General features: G+C 72.5%; 20 protein-coding genes and 1 pseudogene. 8 read left to right on the top strand and 13 right to left on the bottom strand.

Translation table 11 applies throughout. From position 1 onward, the window contains the following. Positions 1-34 precede the first annotated feature (34 nt). Complete coding sequence (locus ACIHFB_RS19395) at positions 35-1,006, bottom strand: DUF4349 domain-containing protein (protein WP_400127431.1); 972 nt, start codon at positions 1,004-1,006, stop codon at positions 35-37. Positions 1,007-1,178: 172 nt separating this feature from the next. Here ACIHFB_RS19395 and hemG point away from each other — a divergent pair, with 172 nt between their 5' ends. Together hemG and hemQ are read left to right on the top strand one after the other, a co-directional pair. Then, on the top strand, positions 1,179-2,639 hold the full coding sequence (hemG, locus tag ACIHFB_RS19390; RefSeq protein WP_400127430.1) for a protoporphyrinogen oxidase: 1,461 nt from the start codon (positions 1,179-1,181) through the stop codon (positions 2,637-2,639). A 5-nt stretch (positions 2,640-2,644) separates the two neighbouring features. After that, complete coding sequence (hemQ, locus tag ACIHFB_RS19385) at positions 2,645-3,376, top strand: hydrogen peroxide-dependent heme synthase (RefSeq protein WP_365274893.1); 732 nt, start codon at positions 2,645-2,647, stop codon at positions 3,374-3,376. 44 nt (positions 3,377-3,420) lie between these two features. Here the strand turns inward: hemQ and ACIHFB_RS19380 are convergent, their stop codons facing one another. From ACIHFB_RS19380 to ACIHFB_RS19360, 5 genes are all read right to left on the bottom strand, one after another. After that, positions 3,421-5,076, bottom strand: coding sequence for an alpha/beta hydrolase (locus tag ACIHFB_RS19380; RefSeq protein WP_365274890.1), 1,656 nt, complete (start codon positions 5,074-5,076; stop codon positions 3,421-3,423). Between the two features lie 116 nt (positions 5,077-5,192). Beyond that, entirely contained in the window at positions 5,193-5,972 is a 780-nt protein-coding gene (locus ACIHFB_RS19375) for a TIGR04222 domain-containing membrane protein (protein ID WP_365274887.1), read from the bottom strand. 9 nt (positions 5,973-5,981) lie between these two features. Next, positions 5,982-6,839, bottom strand: coding sequence for a DUF4142 domain-containing protein (locus ACIHFB_RS19370; protein WP_400127429.1), 858 nt, complete (start codon positions 6,837-6,839; stop codon positions 5,982-5,984). 267 nt (positions 6,840-7,106) lie between these two features. Further along, a complete protein-coding gene (locus ACIHFB_RS19365; RefSeq protein ID WP_400127428.1) occupies positions 7,107-8,459 on the bottom strand; it encodes a DUF692 domain-containing protein in 1,353 nt (450 codons plus the stop codon). Between the two features lie 206 nt (positions 8,460-8,665). Beyond that, positions 8,666-9,460, bottom strand: a complete 795-nt coding sequence (locus tag ACIHFB_RS19360) for an SAM-dependent methyltransferase (RefSeq protein WP_365274878.1) — start codon at positions 9,458-9,460, stop codon at positions 8,666-8,668. A gap of 146 nt (positions 9,461-9,606) precedes the next feature. Between ACIHFB_RS19360 and ACIHFB_RS19355 the strand changes: the two genes are divergently transcribed. Both ACIHFB_RS19355 and ACIHFB_RS19350 read left to right on the top strand, forming a co-directional pair. Next, entirely contained in the window at positions 9,607-9,909 is a 303-nt protein-coding gene (locus ACIHFB_RS19355; protein ID WP_365274875.1) for a metalloregulator ArsR/SmtB family transcription factor, read from the top strand. Beyond that, a complete protein-coding gene (locus tag ACIHFB_RS19350) occupies positions 9,906-10,292 on the top strand; it encodes a VOC family protein (RefSeq protein ID WP_365274872.1) in 387 nt (128 codons plus the stop codon). The genes ACIHFB_RS19355 and ACIHFB_RS19350 overlap by 4 nt, the downstream gene beginning before the upstream one ends. 24 nt (positions 10,293-10,316) lie before the next feature. Here ACIHFB_RS19350 and rox read toward each other — a convergent pair whose 3' ends face one another. After that, positions 10,317-11,756: a rifampin monooxygenase gene (gene rox, locus ACIHFB_RS19345; RefSeq protein WP_400127427.1), complete on the bottom strand. Its 1,440-nt coding sequence runs from the start codon at positions 11,754-11,756 to the stop codon at positions 10,317-10,319. Positions 11,757-11,882: 126 nt separating this feature from the next. Continuing rightward, positions 11,883-12,623, bottom strand: a complete 741-nt coding sequence (locus tag ACIHFB_RS19340) for a peptidyl-tRNA hydrolase (protein ID WP_400127426.1) — start codon at positions 12,621-12,623, stop codon at positions 11,883-11,885. A 55-nt stretch (positions 12,624-12,678) separates the two neighbouring features. Between ACIHFB_RS19340 and ACIHFB_RS19335 the strand changes: the two genes are divergently transcribed. Together ACIHFB_RS19335 and ACIHFB_RS19330 are read left to right on the top strand one after the other, a co-directional pair. Beyond that, a complete protein-coding gene (locus ACIHFB_RS19335) occupies positions 12,679-13,527 on the top strand; it encodes an ATP-binding cassette domain-containing protein (protein WP_400127425.1) in 849 nt (282 codons plus the stop codon). Further along, a complete protein-coding gene (locus ACIHFB_RS19330) occupies positions 13,524-14,195 on the top strand; it encodes an ABC transporter (RefSeq protein WP_365274861.1) in 672 nt (223 codons plus the stop codon). Before ACIHFB_RS19335 ends, ACIHFB_RS19330 begins: the two co-directional genes overlap by 4 nt. On the opposite strand, the gene ACIHFB_RS19325 is transcribed toward ACIHFB_RS19330, so the two are convergent. The 4 genes from ACIHFB_RS19325 to ACIHFB_RS19310 form a co-directional block, all read right to left on the bottom strand. Beyond that, entirely contained in the window at positions 14,187-14,324 is a 138-nt protein-coding gene (locus ACIHFB_RS19325) for a hypothetical protein (protein WP_400127424.1), read from the bottom strand. The genes ACIHFB_RS19330 and ACIHFB_RS19325 overlap by 9 nt on opposite strands. A gap of 10 nt (positions 14,325-14,334) precedes the next feature. Beyond that, positions 14,335-14,514 (bottom strand): hypothetical protein, encoded by a 180-nt coding sequence (locus ACIHFB_RS19320; protein ID WP_365274855.1) that lies wholly within the window; start codon positions 14,512-14,514, stop codon positions 14,335-14,337. A gap of 18 nt (positions 14,515-14,532) precedes the next feature. Beyond that, positions 14,533-15,369 carry a polysaccharide deacetylase family protein gene (locus ACIHFB_RS19315; RefSeq protein WP_365274852.1) on the bottom strand — a complete coding sequence of 279 codons (837 nt, stop codon included), beginning with the start codon at positions 15,367-15,369 and terminating at the stop codon, positions 14,533-14,535. A gap of 90 nt (positions 15,370-15,459) precedes the next feature. Beyond that, positions 15,460-15,978, bottom strand: coding sequence for a hypothetical protein (locus ACIHFB_RS19310; RefSeq protein WP_400127423.1), 519 nt, complete (start codon positions 15,976-15,978; stop codon positions 15,460-15,462). A 177-nt stretch (positions 15,979-16,155) separates the two neighbouring features. Here ACIHFB_RS19310 and ACIHFB_RS19305 point away from each other — a divergent pair, with 177 nt between their 5' ends. Together ACIHFB_RS19305 and ACIHFB_RS19300 are read left to right on the top strand one after the other, a co-directional pair. Then, entirely contained in the window at positions 16,156-17,352 is a 1,197-nt protein-coding gene (locus ACIHFB_RS19305; protein ID WP_400127422.1) for a sensor histidine kinase, read from the top strand. Continuing rightward, positions 17,349-17,875 (top strand): annotated as a pseudogene (locus tag ACIHFB_RS19300) (DNA-binding response regulator). The gene ACIHFB_RS19305 and the pseudogene ACIHFB_RS19300 overlap by 4 nt, the downstream one beginning before the upstream one ends. Here ACIHFB_RS19300 and ACIHFB_RS19295 read toward each other — a convergent pair. Next, positions 17,824-19,209, bottom strand: a complete 1,386-nt coding sequence (locus ACIHFB_RS19295) for an alkaline phosphatase PhoX (protein ID WP_365274840.1) — start codon at positions 19,207-19,209, stop codon at positions 17,824-17,826. The pseudogene ACIHFB_RS19300 and the gene ACIHFB_RS19295 overlap by 52 nt on opposite strands. Positions 19,210-19,238 lie beyond the last annotated feature (29 nt).

Below are 19,238 nucleotides of genomic sequence, written 5' to 3'. Positions count from 1 at the left end.
CACGCTACGGGGGCCGGGCATTTCAGGCCCGTTCTCAGTCCTCGTCGTTCTGCTTCGGGCGCTCCGGTGCCGGGTGGGCCGTCGGGATCGGGCCCAGCGCGCTCATCGCGGGCGCGGGGTCCGGGCGGCGCGGCAGCCGAGGGCGTATCAGACGCAGCCACAGCAGCACGAGCAGCGCCGCCACCGCGGCGAACGGCAGCACCGCCGCGATCGTCACCCCGATCCAGCGCAGCATCGTCACGAACGCGTCCCAGCCGCCCGTCAGCGCGTCCACGAACCCCGGGTCGTCGTCCTTGGCGGCCTCCTTCACCGGAGTCTCCGTGAGGGAGAGCGTGATGGTGGCCAGGCTCGTGCGGTCCGCCAGGGACGCCTGCTGGGCGAGCAGGGCTTCCAGGTCGGCCTGGCGGGTGCTCAACTCGCCCTCCAGGGTGACCACATCGCTGAGCTTGGTCGCCCGGTCCATCAGCTCACGGATCCGTGCGACGCTGGCGCGCTGCGACTTGATGCGGCTCTCCACGTCCACGACCTGGTCGGTGACGTCCTGCGCCTTCGCGGTGCGGTCGAGGAGCTTGCCGGCGCCCTCCAGGTCGGTGAGCACCTCCTCGTACCGGTCGACGGGCACGCGCAGCACGACCCGGGTGCGTTCGCTGCCCTCCTCGTCCCGGTCGGTGGTCTCGTCGCCGACGTAGCCGCCCGCGTTCTCGGCGGTCGTACGGGCCTCGTCCAGGCCCTTCGGAACGTCCTTGACCTGCACGGTCAGTGAGGCCGTGCGGATGATGCGGCTCGCGGACAGCTTGGGCGGCGCACTGGCCTGGGCGCCGCTCGCGTCGCCTTCGCTGCCCGCGGCGCCCTCCTTGAGCCCTTCCGGTGCGGCGGCGGCCGCGTCGCCGCCGCTGTCGGTGGTGCCGGAGTCATCCGCGCCGGTGCAGCCCGTGAGTGCGAGGGCGGCGGCCAGCAGGATGCCGGCCAGCGCGGGAACCGGTCGTACGGCACGTCGTGTGCGCATGTGGCACTACCCCCCGAGGGTCTGTGACGACTGACGTTCCTTCGACGCCCGGACGGGCCGTGACGTTGGGCGGAAAGGGTCCCGAACAGGTCACGTTCGGGACTCGTGCGGGACTCGTGCGGGGACACCGGGGCGCGGACGGACTGTCAGTGGGGTCTGAGAGGCTGTGGACATGCGCGAAGTGGAGACTCGTACGGGTGCGGGGCAGGTCGTCGTCATCGGCGGAGGCATCGCCGGGCTGGCCGCCGCCCACCGGCTGGTGGAGCGTGGGGCGCGGGTGACCGTCCTCGAGGCGTCGGACCGTGTCGGCGGCAAGCTGCTGCCCGGCGAGATCGCGGGCGCGCGCGTGGACTTCGGCGCCGAGTCGATGCTCGCCCGCCGCCCCGAAGCGGTGGCTCTCGCGCGGGAGGTGGGGCTCGCCGACCGCCTCCAGCCGCCCGCCACGGCGTCCGCCTCCCTCTGGACCCGCGGTGCCCTGCGCCCCATGCCCAAGGGCCATGTGATGGGCGTCCCCGGCACCGCCACAGCCCTGTCCGGCGTCCTCTCCGAGGAGGGACTGCGCCGCATCGAGCGCGACGCCGACCTGCCGCGCACCGAGGTGGGGGAGGACGTGGCGGTCGGGGCGTATGTGGCGGAGCGCCTTGGCCGTGAGGTCGTCGACCGCCTGGTGGAACCGCTGCTGGGCGGTGTCTACGCCGGTGACGCCTACCGCATCTCGATGCGCTCGGCGGTCCCGCAGCTCTTCCAGGCGGCCAGGACGCACGACTCGTTGACGGAAGCGGTCCGTGAGATCCAGGCGAAGGCGGCCGCGGCCCAGCAGACCGGGCCGGTCTTCATGGGCATCGAGGGCGGGGTGGGCCGGCTGCCCCTCGCGGTGGCGGAGTCGGTGCGGAAGCTGGGCGGCGAGATCGTCACGGGGGCGCCGGTCACCCAGGTGCGCCGGGAGCCCTCCGGGAGGTGGCGGATCGTCGCCGGTGACCGTGTGCTGCACGCCGACGCGGTGGTCGTCGCCGTGCCCGCCCCCGCCGCGGCCGGCCTGCTGCGGGCCGAGGCCCCCGCCGCCGCGGCCGAGCTGTCCGCAATCGAGTACGCCTCCATGGCGCTGGTCACCCTCGCCTACCGCCGCGGCGAGACCGCGCTCCCCGAAGGCAGCGGGTTCCTCGTGCCGCCGGTCGAGGGGCGCACCATCAAGGCGTCGACGTTCGCCTCGCAGAAGTGGGGCTGGATCGCCGACGAGAACCCGGACCTCGTCGTCCTGCGCACCTCCGTCGGGCGATACGCCGAGACCGAGATCCTCCAGCGGGCGGACGCGGACCTGGTGGACGTCTCGCGGCACGATCTCAAGGCGGCGACCGGCCTGGACGCGACCCCCGTCGAGACCCGCGTCACCCGCTGGGACGACGGCCTGCCCCAGTACCCCGTCGGCCACCACGCGCGCGTGACCCGCATCCGCGAGCACATCGCCGGGCTGCCCGGCCTCGCGGTGTGCGGGGCGCAGTACGACGGCGTCGGCATCCCGGCGTGCATCGCGAGCGCGTACGCGGCGGTGGACCGGATCCACGGTGACCTGCGCGCTGTGGAAGACCTCACCGCCCACCCGGTGCAGAGTCTGCACGGCGGAGCGGGAGAATGAGGGACATGAGTGACGACGCGTCCACCACCGAGTCCGCCAGGGTCCCGAACAAGGGCAAGCTGGCCAAGGACCTCAATGAGGTCATCCGCTACACGCTCTGGTCCGTCTTCAAGCTGAAGGACGTCCTCCCCGAGGACCGCGCGGGCTACGCAGACGAGGTCCAGGAGCTGTTCGACCAGCTCGCCGCGAAGGACGTGACCATCCGCGGCACGTACGACGTGTCGGGTCTGCGCGCCGACGCCGACCTCATGATCTGGTGGCACGCGGAGACCAGCGACCAGCTCCAGGAGGCGTACAACCTCTTCCGCCGTACGAAGCTGGGCCGCGCGCTGGAGCCGGTCTGGTCGAACATGGCGCTGCACCGCCCCGCCGAGTTCAACCGCTCGCACATCCCGGCGTTCCTCGCCGACGAGACGCCGCGCAACTACATCAGCGTCTACCCCTTCGTGCGGTCCTACGACTGGTACCTCCTGCCCGACGAGGACCGCCGCCGTATGCTCGCCGACCACGGCAAGATGGCCCGCGGCTACCCGGACGTGCGCGCCAACACGGTCGCCTCGTTCTCCCTCGGCGACTACGAGTGGCTCCTCGCCTTCGAGGCCGACGAGCTGTACCGCATCGTCGACCTCATGCGCCATCTGCGCGCCTCGGAGGCCCGTATGCACGTCCGCGAGGAGGTGCCGTTCTACACCGGGCGCCGCAAGGACATCGCCGAGCTGATCGCGGGGCTCGCCTGATCGAGCGTGTGCCGGGCTGATCGAGGACCGGCCCGGCGCGGCCCTCAGCCCTTGTGCCGGGCGGCTGTCGCATGGTCGGCGCGGTCGGCCGCCCGGGGCGGCTCGGCCGACTTCGGGTCCGGCTTGGGCTCCGGATGGGCATCGCAGGCCGCGTCCGCGCGCCGCGCGGGCAGCCGGCCCTCCAGCAGGTAGGCGTCGACGTGGCCGTTGACGCAGGCGTTCGGCCCGCCCGCGATGCCATGGGTGCCGGCGTCCTGCTCGGTCACCAGCACCGAGCCCGACAGCCGTCCGCGCAGTTCGAGCGCGCCGCGGTACGGCGTGGCGGCGTCCCGCTCGGCGGCCAGGATCAGTGTCGGCGGCAGCTCACCGACTCCGGTGCGGACGTCGAGGGGCTTCTGCCGCGGCGCCGGCCAGTAGGCGCAGGGGAGGTTGAGCCACACGTTGTCCCAGGTCTCGAAGGGCGCCTTCCATGCGAGCCGGGTGTTGTCCCGGTCCCACACCTCGAAGTCCGTCGGCCAGGGCGCGTCGTTGCACTCGACGGCCGTGTAGACGGCGCCCGAGTTCTCGTCCTCGGCCGCCGTCTCCGGCTGCGGCCCGGCGATGTCGATCAGCGGCTTCGGATCGCCCTTCAGATACGCCGACAGGGCCTGAGCGCGGCCCGGCCAGTAGTCGTCGTAGTACCCGGCCATGAGAAACGCGTCCTGCAACTGCCCGGGCCCCACCTTCCCGCCCGCCGGCTCGGCGGCCACCCGCGCCCGCGCCTTCTCATAGCTGCTCAGCACCTCCTCGGGGGTCTCGCCGAGGCCGTACACGTCGTCGTGCTTGGCGATCCACTCCCGCAGGTCCTCCCAGCGGCCCTCGAACGCGGCCGACTGGTCGAGGTTGTTGCGGTACCAGATCTGCTCCGGGGCCGGATTCACCGGACCGTCGAACACCATCCGCCGTACGTGCGTGGGGAAGAGCGTCGCGTACAGCGCCCCGAAGTAGGTCCCGTACGACGCACCCATGAACGTCAGCTTCTTCTCGCCCAGCGCCGCCCGCAGGACGTCCAGGTCACGGGCGTTGTTGAGGGAGTGGTAGTGCCTCAGCCCACCGCCCGAACGCTTGGCGCAGCCGCGCGCATACGCCTTGGCCTGCGCGATGCGCTCCTTCTTGTACGCCTGGGAGGGGTACGTCGGTGACTTCGAGGGCGCCTTGGAGAACTGCTTCGGGTCCTGGCAGGACAGCGGCGCGGAGCGGTCGACGCCGCGCGGGGCGTAGCCGACGAGGTCGTAGGCCGCGGCGACGCGCTTCCACTCGGGGAGCATGCCGATCAGCGGGAAGTACATGCCCGTGGCGCCCGGTCCGCCCGGGTTGTAGACCAGGGCGCCCTGCCGGGGCACCTTGCGCTTGCTGTTGCGGGGGTCCTTGCCGGTCGCCCGCACGCGACTGACGGTGAGTTCGATCTGCTTGCCGTTCGGCTGGGCGTAGTCGAGGGGGACGGTCACCGTGCCGCACTGCATCCGGCCCGGCAGGTCCTGGCCGGCGCAGGCACCGAAGTCGATCCCGGCCGCCTCGGCGCGCGTGGCGGCCATCGCGGTGCCGTGCAGCTCGGACGTGCCCGCGGCGGCCTCCGCCCCGCCGGCCGGCGGGGCGGTGACACCTGCAAGGGCTGTCAGGAGCAAGGACCCGGCGGCCAAGTGGAGGGCGGGGGCTCTCATCGCGTATCCCTTCGGTGCACGGCAGCAACAAAGGGGATGTTTCGGTCGCAGGTTGAGGAAGGCAAGCACCGCCCGCCGGTGTCGGCGCCATTGCGCCCTATGCGCCCCCTGAGGTGTCAGTGGCGCCAGTACGGATCATGGCGCCGGAAGGCCGCCCGCAGGTCGGGTTCGCCGATCGCACGCACCCCGCGTACGGCGACCGAGGTGAGGTCCGTACGGTCGTCTCCGCCGCCGGCGTGCCGGGCCAGGGCGCCCAGCAGGTGCTGCCCGGTCGGGGAGGCCCAGCGCGAGTACGGGTGGATCTCGATCCGGGCGATCGCCAGGCAGCTCAGGGTGAGGGTGAGGGGGAGCGCGAACCAGAGGGCGATCAGGTTGCGCGGCAGCTCCGACGGGGCGGGCGCCAGCAGCGCGGCCACACCCAGCGCCAGGACGGCCACCGCGGCGAGCTGCACCTGGCGGACCGCGGCCCCGACGGACGTACGGGAGCCGACGGGCACGGCGAGGCCCGCGCTGACGAGCCGGTCGGCGAGGCTGCCGACCGCGTCGGCGGCCGCCGCGGCGTCCCGCACCGGGGCGATGGGCGACTGCCCCTCCGGCCCGATGGCCCCGATCACCGATCGCTCCATCTCGTCCCGTCCACGCGGATCGACGACCGTCGCCCAGCCCGTGTGGGCGAGCAGCAGCCGGTGCTGGCGGGCCATGGAGACCAGCGTCAGATCGGCGACCCGGCGGGGGCCGCCGGACAGGAACGCCGCCTCGTACAGCGTCAGGTCGTGCCCCCGGCCCGCTGCGGCATCGGCGTCCGCGGCCGCTGTACGTACCGCGGCCAGGCACAACCGTGTGCACGACGTGCCTGCGGCGGCCCAGGCCAACAGCAGGAGAAGGACCCAGAACATGACGGTGTTCTATGCGAGGGGAATGCGAAACGCCATGCCCTTTTCACCATTCGGGCGGAGTGTTGTCGGTATGTGACGTTCCGCTTGGGCCCGGTCCGGTGGGGGAGGGCTGGCGACGGGCGGCGGGAGCGGGTAGGTGGGCGACGGTGGTGGCGTCACCGGGATCGCCGGGCCCGGGTCGGTGGTGGGGCCGGGCGGGGTCGGGGCGGGGGTGAGCGGGGGAGTGCTGCCGGTGGCCATGTCGCGGGCCAGGGCGTCGAAGTCGACGTAGCCCGTGGCCTCCAGCACCTTGATGTGGTCCAGCACGGTGGTGTTCGCGTCGTCGGCGAGCGCGCGGACCAGGGAGTTGCGGGTGCTTGCGCGGACCTGGGCGACGACGGAGAAGACCTTGCCGTGCGCCAGGCGCAGGATGTTCGCGAACTCGCGGTCGTACGTCACTCCCTGGGCCGCGTCGAGCGTGCCGAGCCACTGCTTCTGCTGGTCGCTGGGCTCGTTGGGCAGCGCCAGCCCGAGCCGGGACGCGACGTCGCGGACCCGTTCGTCGAGGAAGACATGCCCCTCGACCAGGTGCTGTCCCGCCGTGCGCACGGCGGGGGTGGTGCCCTTCTGCTGGGCCTGCCGGCCCGCGGGCAGCTCCCACAGGCCCGCCAGCCGGACCTTCGTGACGAACTCGCGGTCGAGCGCCGACAGCGGACCGAACTTCGTCGACATGGTCTGGGCGTTGAGTACGTCCACGCCGGTTCCGGAACGGTCGGCGTACGACCAGATCGGGAAGACCAGCGCCACGAGGGTCGCTGCCAGTCCGGTGATGATCAGCCCGGTGCCGGTGAATATCCCTCGGCCGTTGATCGGGGGTCGCGGTCGCATGGTGCCTCCTGCTTGCGGCACCGCACGCTAGTGCGCTTTCGGGTGCGGCGTTGACATGTTACTTCGCGGTCTACGCCGACTGCGGTACGGGCAAGCAGGGTTGGGGCGTGGGTGATGGGCGCCGTATGCGGGATTTGAGTGGTTGGCATACAGGGGCAAAACTGGGCAAAGGCCTGGTTCTGGGGGTGTGTTGAGGGTGGGGTGTTATGTCCCGCACATTTGGCGGGAGTCCGCGTCTGCCGGGCTGGGCAGTTGCCGTGGTCCCGCTCAGCGGCGCAGCAGCACCTTGCGGGTTGCGCGGGCCAGACGGGCCGCGGGGCGGTGGGAGTGCGGGGCCGGGCCCGAGCGCTCCCGGCGCCACTCGTGGAGTTCGCGTCGCGCCGACGCGTCCTCGGGGCGCTCCCCGTCCAGCAGATGCCCCGCGAAGTCCAGAGCGTCCTGGCGGTAGCCGCCCGCCATCGGGTGGCCCTGGGCGTAGGCGAGGAAGGCGGGACGGTAGCCCTTGCCGAGGATGTGCGGGAGTTCGGGCGCGACCTTTGCCACCACGTCCGCGCGCTTTGAGGCGAGGGCCCGTGCCTGAACGCCCAGCCGGACCCGGTCGAAGCCTTCGGGGACGGGCGTGCCGGCGACCAGGGCGGACAGAAGGGCCGTCTGCGCGAGGGCCAGGCGCTGGCGGGCGGCGGTCGTCCCGGCGGGCGGCTCGGCGTCGGAGTCCCGCGGCGCACGGGAGGGGCCGCCCGTCGAGGACTGCCGAGTGGACGCGGACGGGCTCTCGGTCGAGGACTCCCGAGTCGTCCGCCCCTTCTCCAGGGCCCCCTGAATCGCCGCCAACTCCCGCTCCAGCTCGGCCGGTTCCGGGAAGTTCTCGTCCCTTTCCAGCAGGACGCCGGGGGGCGAGACCCGGGAGGCGAGGTCGGTCAGGATGTCGAGGACCTCGGCGGGGACCGGGTGGGCGTGGCTGTCGTGCCAGACGCCGTCGCGTGCGAAGCCGCCCGCGACATGGACGTAGGCGATGGCCTCCAGGGGGAGTTCGGCGAGGGCCTTGGCCGGGTCCTCGGCGCGGTTGACGTGGTTGGTGTGCAGGTTGGCCACGTCGATCAGGAGCCGTACGCCGGTGCGGTCGGCGAGGTCGTACAGGAACTGGCCCTCGGTCATCTCCTCGCCGGGCCATGCGATGAGCGCCGCGATGTTCTCCACGGCGAGCGGCACGGGCAGCGCGTCCTGGGCGATACGGATGTTCTCGCAGAGGACGTCGAGGGAGTCCCGCGTGCGCGGGACGGGCAGCAGATGGCCCGCCTCCAGGCGAGGGGACGCCGTCAGGGGGCCGCCCGCCCGTACGAACGCGATGTGCTCGGTGACCAGCGGGGAGCCCAGCGCGGCGGCCCGCTCGGCGAGCGCCGTGAGACGGCTCCCGTCGGGGCGGTCGGCGCCGCCGAGGCCCAGAGAGACGCCGTGCGGGACGACGGTCACGCCGCGCTCACGCAGCCGCAGCAGCGATTCGGGGAGATGACCGGGACAAACGTTCTCGGCCACGGCCTCGACCCAGTCGATACCCGGCATCCGCTCCACGGCGTCCGCGATCTCCGGCCGCCACCCGATTCCCGTCCCCAGTCGCTCCATGGTCCCCTCCTCCGCCCGCTGTCCCCTGGCTCCGCCGCGTCGTCTCCTTCGACGTGCCGCCGCTGTGTGACGGGGGTATGGCCCCGGCGCACCGGCCCGAACCGTGCTCCGGGCGCCTTCAGAGCAACATTTGAGGTTCGGGGGAGGGGCGGATGTGGACGGGAGGCCGGCGACGCAGGGATGTACGTGCGGGAGGCGGCCGGTGTTCAGCGCTTGGCGGCCACGCCTCCGAAGCTGTCCACATCCCGCCGCTCGTCCCCGGCCGACGGGCCGGAGCGCCACTCGGCGACCGGGACCAGTCCGGGCTCCAGCAGGTCGAAGCCGTCGAAGAAGCGGGCCAGCTGCTCGGGGGCCCGGTTGATCCGCGGGTTGTCGCTCGCCTCGTTCCAGCGCCCGACCATCGCCCGCATCTCGTCCGCGTGGAACACCTCGGTGCTGTCGCAGAACACCAGGTGGCTCCCGGCGGGGAGGGCCTCCTTGAGCCGTTCCACGATCGGGTAGGCGGTGTCGTCCGGTACGTGCGCGACGATGCCGAGCAGCATGAGCGCGACGGGCCGGCTGAAGTCGAGCGTGCGCTCGGCGCCCCGCAGGATGGACTCCGGATCGCGCAGGTCGGCGTCGATGTAGTCGGTGGCGCCCTCGGGTGTGCTGGTGAGCAGGGCGTGGGCGTGGGTGAGCACGACGGGATCGTGGTCGACGTACACGATCCTCGATTCGGGGGCGATGCCCTGGGCGACCTCGTGGGTGTTGTCGAGGGTGGGCAGACCGGTGCCGACGTCGAGGAACTGCCGTATCCCGGCCTCCGCGGCCAGATGCGTGACCGCGCGCTTGAGGAACCCCCGCTGGGCGCGTGCGATGTCGACGATCTCGGGGTTGAGCTCACGCATCTGGTCGCCGACCTGACGGTCGATCTCGTAGCAGTCCTTCCCGCCCAGCCAGTAGTTCCAGATGCGTGCGGAGTGCGGCACATTGCTGTTGATCGGCGGACGGTCGACTGACATGACAACTCCCGGACATACCCTCGGCGTTGCGCGTTCCCAGCGGCGCGGGTCTCACGGTAGCCCGATGATCCGCTCCGGGCGAAGGAGGGGGACGGCAAGGCCGCACTACTTGATAGGCAAGTCGTCACTTGCCTATGGTGGTGGTCATGGCGGAGGATCTCTTCAAGGCACTGGCCGACCCCACCCGTCGACGCATCCTCGATGAGCTGGTGGAACGGGACGGACAGACCCTTTTCGAGATATGCACACGGCTGGTGACCAAGCACGGTCTGGGGCTGTCCCGCCAGGCGATCAGCCAGCATCTGGCCGTACTGGAATCCGCGGGTCTGGTCCGTTCGCGGCGCCAGGGCCGCTACAAGTTCCACGATCTGAACACCGGACCGCTCGAGCTCATCGTGACCCGGTGGCTCAGGCCCGGCACAGCCGACACACCGGAGGACACACCATGAGGATCCATCTGACCAGCGCGTTCGTCGAGGACCAGGAAACGGCCCTGCGCTTCTACACCGAGGTGCTCGGCTTCCGGAAGAAGCACGACGTCCCCCTCGGCGAGGACCGTTGGCTGACCGTCGTCTCGCCGGAGGAGCCCGACGGGACCGAACTGCTCCTGGAGCCCTCCCGGCACCCCGTGGTCAAGGCGTACAAGGACGGGCTGGCCGCGGACGGCATCCCGGCCGTCTCCTTCGCCGTGGACGACGTCCAGGCGGAGTTCGAGCGGCTGCGCGCGCTCGGGGTGCAGTTCACGCAGGAGCCGCTGAAGATGGGCACGGTCACCACCGCGGTCCTGGACGACACCTGCGGCAACCTGATCCAGATCGTGCACAGCGAGTAGGGCGCGGGTGTCGGCGCCGGGCGGTCAGGGGGAGGTACGGGCCCGGACCGCGCCGAACCACTCGGGCAGCCGGCCCGCCAGATCCCGCTGATCCTCGCCGACCCAGGCCACATGGCCGTCCGGCCGCAGCAGCACCGCGGGTGCGTCCAGTTCCACGCCGACGTCGACGACGTGGTCGACCCGGTCCTCCCAGCCCGCCACCGAGAGCCGCCCGGTCCGGTCGAGCAGCAGCCCGCGGCCGCCGTGCATCAGCTCGTAGAGGCGGCCCTGCTTCAGCTGTACGTCCCGCAGCCGCCGGCCGAGCAGTTCATGGCCCTCGCCGAAGTCGTAGCGGACCCCGACCGCGGTGATCATCTCGGTCATGTACCGGTTCACCTCCTCGAAGTCCATCAGATTCGACAGCAGCTCCCGCAGCGCGACCGCTCCCGGTTCTGTCCCCAGCAGGGTGATCTGCGCGCGGGTGTTCTCCAGTACGCGGGCGCCCACCGGGTGCCGTTCGGCGTGATAGCTGTCCAGCAGCCCCTCCGGCGCCCAGCCGGCCACCGTGGCGGCCAGCTTCCAGCCCAGGTTGAACGCGTCCTGGATGCCGAGGTTGAGCCCCTGCCCGCCGGTCGGCGGGTGGATGTGCGCCGCGTCGCCGGCCAGCAGCACCCGGCCGACCCGGTAGCGCTCCGCCTGCCGGGTGGCGTCGCCGAACCAGGACAGCCAACGCGGCGAGTGCGCGCCGAAGTCGGTGCCCGCGACCGCCCGCAGCCGCTCCTTGAACTCATCGAGGGCCGGCGCGGTCGTACGGTTCTCGGGCACGCCGTCCCCAGGCACGATGACGCGGTACGTCCCGTCCCCGTTGGGGATGACGCCGAACCGCAGCTGGGTCCTGCGGACCTCCTCGACAACCGAGGCAACCGTCGCCGGATCCTCGGCGACCTCCATGTCGCCCATCAACGTCTCGATCCTGGCGGGTTCGCCGGGGAAGCCGACGCCGAGCAGCTTGCGCACGCCACTGCGGCCGCCGTCGCACCCGACGACGTAACGCGAGCGCACGTGGGAGCCGTCCGCCAACTCGACCGTCGTCCCGGTCTCGTCCTGGTCCAGCCCGACCACTTCGCAGCCGTGCCGGATCTCGGCGCCGAGTTCGAGCGCACGCTCCTTGAGCAGCCGCTCGGTGACCGGTTGCAGAGTGGACAGGCCGTAGGGGTGGGCGGTGTCCAACCGCTCGGGCCACGGTTTGAGGATGCCGCCGAAGAAACCGCCTACCTGGAATTTCTCACTGACCGCGAGAAACCGGTCCAGCAGGCCGCGCTGGTCCATCATCTCGACGCTGCGCGTGTGCAGTCCGCGCCCCCGGGACTCCTTGGTCGGCTCCGTCAGCTTCTCCAGCACGACCACGTGCACGTCGTGCAGCCGCAATTCGCCGGCCAGCATCAGGCCGGTCGGTCCGCCGCCCACCACGATCACGTCAATCATCGAGTCCCCCATGCAACGAGATCGGCGAATGCGCCGTTTCCGCAGGTCTGGCCCTGGCCGGTCATTCTGCGGCACGACCGGTGCCTTGCCGCAAGCCCCCCTCACCGCGGTACGCGGGGCAGCGGGTCACACCCGGGGTGGGCGCGGCAGGGACCCGACACGGTGGGTTCCCTCCACGGCGACGGTCAGTCCGGGCGCGATCTCCGTGAAGCCCGCGTCACGGACCAACGGCAGGTCGCCGGTGGTGAGTTCGGGCCAGCGGTCGGCGGGTGCGGTGCGGACGGACAGGGGGAAGCCCGCGTCGCGCCAGGCCGCGCGGTCCTCGTCCGACAGCTCCCACCAGGCGAGTTGGGCGCCGTGCCCGACCTGCGCCATCGCCTTGCCGGCCGTCATGTCCAGGTCGGGGCTCAGCCACAGCACCGGGGCGCCCGGGTCGGCCTCGGCCGGCGGCTCCGGGTCGTCGAGTTCGGTGCCGGAGACCTGGAGCCGGGCGAGGTCCTTGGGCCAGCCGTCCAGCGGGACGGGCGGGAAGACCCGTACCTCCGCGGACTTGCCCGTGACCGTGATGCCGGGCAGCGCCTCGGCCCGCCGCCACTCCGCGCCGCGGGCCCGCCGCACCACCTTGCGGATCCGCGCGTCCTGCCAGTCCCGCACGGCCTGCGCCCACTCCCCGTCGCCCACCGCACGCTCGTCGCCGAGCAGCACCAGGACCGCGCGGGCCGCGGTCTCCAACGCGTCCGTACGGGCCGGGGGAGCCGCCCGCTCGATCCGCGCGACCAGCGGCAGCACGAACTGCGGCGCCTCGTCGCGCACGGAGGGCTCGGAACGGAAGGGGCTCTCGCCGGGAACGGTGGGATCACTGGTCACGTCCTCCAGTCTGCCAGGCGGAAGATCGTCCCTGCGGGCGCGAGAGGATGAGCGCATGCGACGTGACGTACGGCTGGAGGGCGTCGGCCGCCGCTACGGCCTGCGCGGGCCCTGGGTGCTGCGCGGGATCGACCTGGCCGTCTCCCCCGGCTCCCTGCTGCGGATCGAGGGCGCCAACGGCACCGGCAAGTCCACCCTCCTCAGGCTGCTCGCCGGGATCGACGCCCCGACCGAGGGCCGGATCAGCGGCCGTCCGCGCAGGGCCTACGTCCCCGAGCGCTTCCCGTCGGCGCTGCCCTTCACTCCGTCCGGCTACCTCACCCACCTGGGCACGGTGCACGGCCTGTCCCGTGAGGCGGCGGTCCGCGCCGCCGACCAGTGGCTGGAGCGGTTCGGGGCCGCCGCGCACGCCCGGACGCCGATGTCGCAGCTGTCGAAGGGGAGCAGCCAGAAGGTCGCGGTCGCCCAGGCCCTGCTCGCCGAGCCGGACCTGCTCGTCCTCGACGAGGCCTGGACCGGCCTGGACACGGGCGCCCGCGCCGAGTTGGAACGCGCGGTCGCCGAACGTACGGCGGCAGGCGGGGCGGTGGTGTTCGTCGACCACGATCCGCAGCGCCTGGCCGGGGCGCCCGACGCGACGTACACCGTGCTGGACGGCAGCCTCAACCTCCGTACGGAACAAGGCACTTCACCGAGCGGCCCGTACGTCGTCATGGTGGTCCAGGGTCCGCCGGAAGCCCGCCCGCCCGCCGTCCCGAAGCTGACCTCTGCCGAGGAGACCGCGCCGGGCACCCACCGGCTCACCGTCCCCGCGTCGCACTCGGATGTCGTCCTGCGCGCCCTGCTGACGGCCCGCCCGCCGTGGCATGTGGTGAGCGTCGCCGCGCACCAGGAGGCCCGATGACCGCGCTGCTGCACTACCAGGCCGCCCTGCTGGTGCGTTCGCAGCGCTGGCTGCCGCCGTTCATCCTGTACGCCGTGTTCCTGGGCGTCGGGGTGCAGGGCGGGCAGCCCGTGCTGGACTCGCTCGGCTATGCCGCCGCGGCGCTGCTGCCCGTCGCCGCCTGGCTGGTGCGGATCTGCGTCGGCAACGAACCGCCCGCCGCCCGCGCCCCGGTGGCCGCCGCGGTCGGGCCCGGACGGGCCCACCTGGCCTGTCTGCTGGTCGCGCTGGCCTCGACGGCGGCGCTCGGCACGGTCGCGACCCTCGTCGTGACGCTGATCAGCGATCCGGTGAGCTCGGACCACCAGACCCGGGTGGCGCCGCTTCCGGCGGGCGCGGCCGGACTGCTCGCCGCCCTGGCCTGCGCACTCCTCGGCACGGCCGTCGGCGCGCTCACCTCCTGGCCACTGCTGCGCTCACCCGGCCGGGCGGTCCCGGCGATGCTGCTCACGGCCCTGCTGGCCGTGGTCGTCACGGGCTCCCCGGCGCAGGCGGCGGTCAGCGGACTGGTCACGGGTTCGCAGTCGGGCCGAGTGCCGCTGCCTCTGCTGCCACTGGCCGCCTCGGCCCTGCTCACCGCGGCGGCGATCGCCGTGGCGTGTGCGCTCACGTCTCGGCGGTCACCCTGAGCAGGCGGTGCGCTGGGCCTCCTGCGATTCGCGGAGCGGGCGGAGGGTGACGCTCTTGGCGGACCGGGTGCCACTGGCCGCCTCGGCCCTGCTGACCGCGGCGGCGATCGCTGTGGCGTGTGCGCTCACGTCTCGGCGGTCATCCTGAGCAGGCGGTGCGCTGGGCCTCCTGCCATTCGCAGACTGGGCAGAGGGTGATGCCCTTGTACGACTCCGGGTACTCCGTCGGCTCGCGGCACAGCACGCAGTCCGCGTACGGGGGCCCGTCGGCCTTGGGGGGCCTGGTCGCGTCGATCAGGCAGTAGTCGTCGTCGCTCATGGGTCCAGCGTACGAGGGTCAGCGCCGCCCGCCCGAGGCACCGATCAGCTCGGAGACCTTCACGAACCGGAAGCCCTTGCGGCGCAGCTCGGGGACGATCGTGTGCAGGGCGCGGTCGGTCGCCGGGGCGGCGCTGCGGGTGCAGTGCAGCACGACCACCGAGCCCGGCCGTACGCCGTCGAGCACCTGCCGGGCCACGGCGTCGGCGTCGGTGGCGAAGGCGTCCCCGCCCACCACGTCCCACTGCACCGCGGTGACGCCGGTCGCGCTGAGCGCCCTCAGGGCCCGGCCGTCGTAACAGCCGCCGGGGAAGCGGAAGTACGGCATCGGCTCCCGTACCCCGGCCCGGCGGAAGGCCGCGAACGCCCGCTCCACGTCCGCCCGCATCCCGTCCTCGGAGACGGTCGGCAGGCCGTAGCAGTCGGCGGTGAAGGCGTAGTGGCTGTATGAGTGGTTGGCGACCTCGAAGAGCGGGTCCCGGCCGATGGCCCGGGCCTGGGTCGGATACTCCTCGGCCCACCGGCCCGTCATGAACACGGTCGCGGGCACCTTCAAGGCCCGGAGCGACGCGATGAGCCGCGGATTGTCGAACTGCTCACCCGCCGCCGCCCGCCGCCCCTGGTCCGCGGTCATGTCGGCGTCGAAGGTGAGGGCGACGGTCTTGTCCCGCGTCCGCGGCCCGTTCTCGAACACGGGGGTCAGGCCCGCGGGGCCGGGGGCGAGGGTGGGGGGCCGCGACGGGGCGACGGTCCTCGAGGGGGCGGGCGGGCGGTCCGGTGCTTCAGCCGTCCCGCAGGAGGCGAGGGTGGCGCTCAGGGCGCAGGCGATGGCTACTCGTCGCACAAGTGTGATCACCGCATGAACGTAACTATGTGTGGAATGTGTTGTTTGTCTTTCGCGGCTGCTTACCGGGTGTCTCTTGCCGAATTCACCCGCCCGCCGGGATCACAGCAGGAACGCCGGCTCGATCCCGACGCACACATCGATCACGCCGCACCACTCGGCGAAGGCGCGGGCGACGATGCCGTCGAGGCGGTCGAGCTTCAGGTGCGCGAAGTCCCAGACGCCGTGGAAGAACCAGCCCGCGGCGACCAGGTAGCGACCCAGATCGGGGTCCACGGCCAGGCCCGCCAGCGCGAGGACGCAGAAGACGAACGCCCCGGCGGCCTGGATCCGGAAGGTGACCGGGCCGTGCGGAGTGCCGCGGACGGCCCCCAGCACCAGGACGATCAGTGCGATGACGGTCAGGGCCATGGACTGGGACACCACGTCCAGCAGCGGCAGCAGAGGCAGCGCCTCGCCGTACATCTCGACCGAGTCGGCCACGGCGGTGTCGCCCGAGCCCCCGGTGACCATGCCGGGAACGGTGAGCACGAGGGCCAGGGCGGTGGGCCAGCGGCGGAGCACGGACTGGAACGGGGGGCGGCGTTCCGGCGCGGCCGGTGCGGGAGTGGCAGCAGACATGGCGAACCTCCTGAAGGGCAGTGGCGCCTTCAGACTGCGATCGGGAGGAGATCGCCAGTAGTGCCGAACCGGCATGCGTCGCCGTGGAGTTGTCACCGGCCGACATGACATCTGTCATGCGGGAAGCGGCCCGTTCGGCACTCCGTCAGGGCGGTCCGCCGCTGCCACAATGGCCGGATGGGCGACGGGCCGAGTGAGCGCGGGGTGACGGGGCTGGCCGGCTTCCGGCGCTACACCTGGTGGGCCGTGCCGGGCTCCTCCGCCGTCCTTCTGGTGCTGCTGATCGGCGACTGGATCCTGGATGACGACTGGCCGCTCTGGATCCGGGTCGTGGGTGCGCCCGTCCTGGTGGTGGAGACGCTGGCGACGGTGGTGCTGCTCGGTCGGCGACTGGATCCGCAGTCGGCCGACGCGAACTCCCGTCGCCCGCCGGTGGGTTGGCTGGTCGTCGCGGGCGCGGCGGCGCTCGCGCTCGCGGTGCTGCCGCTGACGCGGCGCGAGTACGGGGTGTGGGCGGTCGCGCCCGCGGTGACCGTCGCGATCGCCGCGACCCATCTCGCGCCACGCCGCAGACGGCAGGTGATCGCCGGGGCGGTGGTGCTGGCCCTGCTGCCGGGCGGTGTCCTCAGCCTGATCTCAGGGGATGGCGAGCTGGTGTATGCGGCGCTGTTCCCTGCGGGGCTGGTCGCCTGCACCGTCTGGCTGACCCTCGGGCCGCTGTGGGCCTGGGACATCGCGGGGCGGCTGGACCGGGCCCGGCGGCTGGAGGCGGAGCTGGCGGTCAAGGACGAGCGACTCCGGTTCGCCGCGGACCTGCACGACATCCAGGGGCACCATCTGCAAGTCATCGCGCTGAAGAGCGAGTTGGCCGCGCGGCTCGTCGACTCCGACCCGGTGCGCGCCACCGGTGAGATGAAGGAGATACGACAGCTGTCCTACGACGCGTTGCGCGACACCCGCGCCGTGGTGCAGGGCTACCGCCGTACGACGCTGGACGACGAGATCGCCAACGCGACACGGGTCCTGGCGGCGGCGGACATCGACGCCGGAATGCGCCTCGACACCCCCACGGACGGGCTCGCCGAGTCGGCCCGCCACCTCCTCGGACTGGTGATGCGGGAGACGACCACCAATGTGCTGCGGCACAGCCGGGCGCGGCAGGCAGCCGTCGTGTACCGCGTCATCGGCGGTGTCGCCTCTCTGCGGATCAGCAACGACGGTGCCCACGAAGGCGGTTCGGACACCGGGGGCACCGGGTTGCGCTCGCTCGGCGAGCGATTGCGGGCTGCCGGGGGTGAGTTGACGTGGGAACGTGACGGCGAGCGGTTCGTGGTGAGGGCCGCGCTGCCCGTGGACTCCCGTGAGGTGACATGATCCGGCTGCTGCTCGCCGACGACGAGGACCTGCTCCGTGGCGCCTGGCGGCGCTGCTCTCCCTGGAGGAGGACCTGACCGTGGTCGCCGAGGCCGCCACCGCCACGGACGCGGTGCTGCCGGCCCGCGAGCACCGCCCCGACATCGCCGTGCGCCCCGCGGTGCTGCGGCGAGCCCTCCTGGCCGGGGTGCGCGTCTTCGTGCCCAAGACGACCCCGGCGGCCCGGCCGGCGGAGATCATCCGGGACATCGCCGCCGGCCGCCGCTACGTGGATCCCGACATCGCGGCCTCCGCCCTCACCGAGGACGACTGTCCCCTCACCGACCGGGAGTTGGAGGTCCTGCGGGTGGCCCGCACCGGCGCCTCGATCACCGAGATCGCCGCCGCGGTCCACCTGGCGCACGCACGGGGAACTGCGCGACCAGCCCCCGCCGGCCCGCAGACGAACGAACCGCATAACCAGCGGAGCGCTCAGCTCCGCCAGGGCCGCCCCGTCACCGCGAACGTCGTGCCCGGCGAGTAGCAGTTGACGTACATCGTCCCGCCGTCGGGGGAGAACGTGACGCCGGCGAACTCGCCCCACTCCGGCTCCTGAGGAGTGCCCAGGTTCTGGCGGTTGCGGGCCATCGCGTACACCTCCCCCTGCCGGGTGACCCCGAACACGTGCTGGGCGCCGTTCCCGTCCTCGCACACCATCAGACCGCCGCTCGGAGCGAGGCAGATGTTGTCCGGTGACTCGCCGGGCAGTTGGACGTCGGTGTCCGGGCCGAAGACGACCACCAGCGTGAGGGCGCGCGCCGACGGGTCGTACCGCCAGATCTGCCCGAAGTGATCGGCCGCCGAGCCCTCGGTGCGGCGTGCGTACGACGACACGAAGTACACGGACTGCCCGCCCCAGTAGCAGCCCTCCAGCTTCTGCGCGTGGGTGATGCCCCGTGGGCCGAAGTCCTGGAGGCGGATGGGGGTCCGGGCCGCGAGCGGGTCCGGTACGTCGATCCACTCGACGCCGTCGAAACGGGTCCCGGCCTCCTGGACCGAGGAGAGGTCGGGGACGCCGGGCACCCGCATCGCCTGGAGCCGGCCGCCCGCGCGGAGCGAACCGAGGCTGCCGAGCGGCAGGTTGGGCAGGAAGCGGTAGAACAGACCGAAGGGCCTGTCGAAGGCGTCCTCGGTCTCGTAGACGATGCCGCGCCGGGGGTCGACGGCGACCGCCTCGTGCTGGAATCGGCCCATCGCGGTGAGCGGCACGGCCCCGCTGCGGTGCGGCTCGGCGGGGTCGACCTCGAAGACGAAGCCGTGGTCCTTGGTGTAGCCGGCGGTGCCGGCCCGGTCCTCGGTCTCCTCGCAGGTCAGCCAGGTGCCCCAAGGGGTGGGCCCGCCCGCGCAGTTGACGGCGGTACCGGCGATGGCGACCCGCTCGGCGCGGACCTCGCCGCCGCCGTCCAGCGTCAGGGCCGTACAGCCGCCCTTGCCCGCGGGGTCGTAGGTGAGGCCGCCGACCGTCGGGACGGCGATCTCGGCGTCGGCCCTGTTCTCGTGGTTGCGGACCAGGTGGACACGGCCGTGCCGGCCCGTGAAGGCCGCCATGCCGTCGGGGTGGGAGGGCACCTGGCCCTCGCCGGAGCGCAACGGGTGGCCCTCGCGGGAGAGAACCCGGTAGCGGAAGCCTTTCGGCAGGTCGAGCAGGCCCTTCGGGTCGGGCACGAGCGGGCCGTAGTCGGTGTGGCCCAGGTTCTGCTGCGCGGCGGCGGTGCCCGCGAAGAGTTCGGTGAGGTTTCCGGCGAAGGCGATCGAGGCGACCGACGCGCCGGTGCGGGCGAGCAGCTGACGGCGTGTCGTCAGGCCGTTCTCGGGCATGGGGCAACCTTCCTGCTGGCGGACAGGAC

It is taken from the genome of Streptomyces sp. NPDC051963 (assembly GCF_044593495.1).
Lineage (GTDB): Bacteria > Actinomycetota > Actinomycetes > Streptomycetales > Streptomycetaceae > Streptomyces.
This window is presented reverse-complemented; position numbering and strand designations above follow the sequence as displayed.

Excerpts from the sequence above, each read along its gene's own strand:
- ACIHFB_RS19395 (WP_400127431.1), bottom strand. The coding sequence starts at position 1,006 with ATGCGCACACGACGTGCCGTACGACCGGTTCCCGCGCTGGCCGGCATC.
- hemG (WP_400127430.1), top strand. The coding sequence starts at position 1,179 with ATGCGCGAAGTGGAGACTCGTACGGGTGCGGGGCAGGTCGTCGTCATC.
- hemQ (WP_365274893.1), top strand. The coding sequence starts at position 2,645 with ATGAGTGACGACGCGTCCACCACCGAGTCCGCCAGGGTCCCGAACAAG.
- ACIHFB_RS19380 (WP_365274890.1), bottom strand. The coding sequence starts at position 5,076 with ATGAGAGCCCCCGCCCTCCACTTGGCCGCCGGGTCCTTGCTCCTGACA.
- ACIHFB_RS19375 (WP_365274887.1), bottom strand. The coding sequence starts at position 5,972 with ATGTTCTGGGTCCTTCTCCTGCTGTTGGCCTGGGCCGCCGCAGGCACG.
- ACIHFB_RS19370 (WP_400127429.1), bottom strand. The coding sequence starts at position 6,839 with ATGCGACCGCGACCCCCGATCAACGGCCGAGGGATATTCACCGGCACC.
- ACIHFB_RS19365 (WP_400127428.1), bottom strand. The coding sequence starts at position 8,459 with ATGGAGCGACTGGGGACGGGAATCGGGTGGCGGCCGGAGATCGCGGAC.
- ACIHFB_RS19360 (WP_365274878.1), bottom strand. The coding sequence starts at position 9,460 with ATGTCAGTCGACCGTCCGCCGATCAACAGCAATGTGCCGCACTCCGCA.
- ACIHFB_RS19355 (WP_365274875.1), top strand. The coding sequence starts at position 9,607 with ATGGCGGAGGATCTCTTCAAGGCACTGGCCGACCCCACCCGTCGACGC.
- ACIHFB_RS19350 (WP_365274872.1), top strand. The coding sequence starts at position 9,906 with ATGAGGATCCATCTGACCAGCGCGTTCGTCGAGGACCAGGAAACGGCC.
- rox (WP_400127427.1), bottom strand. The coding sequence starts at position 11,756 with ATGATTGACGTGATCGTGGTGGGCGGCGGACCGACCGGCCTGATGCTG.
- ACIHFB_RS19335 (WP_400127425.1), top strand. The coding sequence starts at position 12,679 with ATGCGACGTGACGTACGGCTGGAGGGCGTCGGCCGCCGCTACGGCCTG.
- ACIHFB_RS19330 (WP_365274861.1), top strand. The coding sequence starts at position 13,524 with ATGACCGCGCTGCTGCACTACCAGGCCGCCCTGCTGGTGCGTTCGCAG.
- ACIHFB_RS19320 (WP_365274855.1), bottom strand. The coding sequence starts at position 14,514 with ATGAGCGACGACGACTACTGCCTGATCGACGCGACCAGGCCCCCCAAG.
- ACIHFB_RS19310 (WP_400127423.1), bottom strand. The coding sequence starts at position 15,978 with ATGTCTGCTGCCACTCCCGCACCGGCCGCGCCGGAACGCCGCCCCCCG.
- ACIHFB_RS19305 (WP_400127422.1), top strand. The coding sequence starts at position 16,156 with ATGGGCGACGGGCCGAGTGAGCGCGGGGTGACGGGGCTGGCCGGCTTC.
- ACIHFB_RS19295 (WP_365274840.1), bottom strand. The coding sequence starts at position 19,209 with ATGCCCGAGAACGGCCTGACGACACGCCGTCAGCTGCTCGCCCGCACC.